The following is a 740-nucleotide window of genomic DNA, read 5'->3' as shown; positions in this document are numbered from 1 at the left end:
CGGATACCGACGATTTGCAGCGCTTCGCCGACCTTGACGATACCGCGCTCAACACGACCGGTCACCACGGTGCCGCGGCCGGAGATCGAGAACACGTCTTCCACTGGCAGCAGGAAGGCGCCGTCAACAGCACGTTCCGGTGTCGGGATGTAGGTGTCCAGCGCTTCTGCCAGGGCCATGATGGCTTGCTCGCCCAATGGGCCAGTGTCGCCTTCGAGAGCCAGCTTGGCCGAACCCTTGATGATTGGCAGGTCGTCGCCTGGGAATTCGTACTTGGTCAACAGCTCGCGCACTTCCATTTCGACCAGTTCCAGCAGCTCTTCATCATCAACCATGTCGGCCTTGTTCAGGAACACGATGATGTAAGGAACGCCAACTTGACGCGACAGCAGGATGTGTTCGCGTGTTTGCGGCATCGGGCCGTCTGCTGCCGAGCAAACCAGGATCGCGCCGTCCATCTGCGCGGCGCCGGTGATCATGTTCTTCACATAATCGGCGTGGCCTGGGCAGTCAACGTGGGCGTAGTGACGGTTGGCTGTTTCGTATTCGACGTGCGCTGTGTTGATGGTGATGCCGCGTGCCTTTTCTTCTGGCGCTGCATCGATCTGATCGTAGGCCTTCGCTTCGCCGCCGAACTTCTTCGACAACACCGTTGCGATTGCTGCTGTCAGCGTGGTCTTGCCGTGGTCAACGTGACCAATCGTACCAACGTTCACGTGCGGCTTGGTCCGCTCGAATTT

The 740-nt window shown here is 59.2% G+C and carries 1 protein-coding gene; it reads right to left on the bottom strand.

Annotation, left to right across the window (positions count from 1 at the left end; translation table 11 throughout):
• Positions 1 to 740: elongation factor Tu (locus tag AKL25_RS23570; RefSeq protein WP_157050749.1), on the bottom strand; the 740-nt coding region annotated here is incomplete at both ends.

It is taken from the genome of Herbaspirillum rhizosphaerae, assembly GCF_001189965.1.
GTDB classification, from domain to species: domain Bacteria; phylum Pseudomonadota; class Gammaproteobacteria; order Burkholderiales; family Burkholderiaceae_D; genus Herbaspirillum; species Herbaspirillum rhizosphaerae.
The sequence above is the reverse complement of the archived record's forward strand: the minus strand, read 5'-3'. Positions and strand labels throughout refer to the sequence as shown.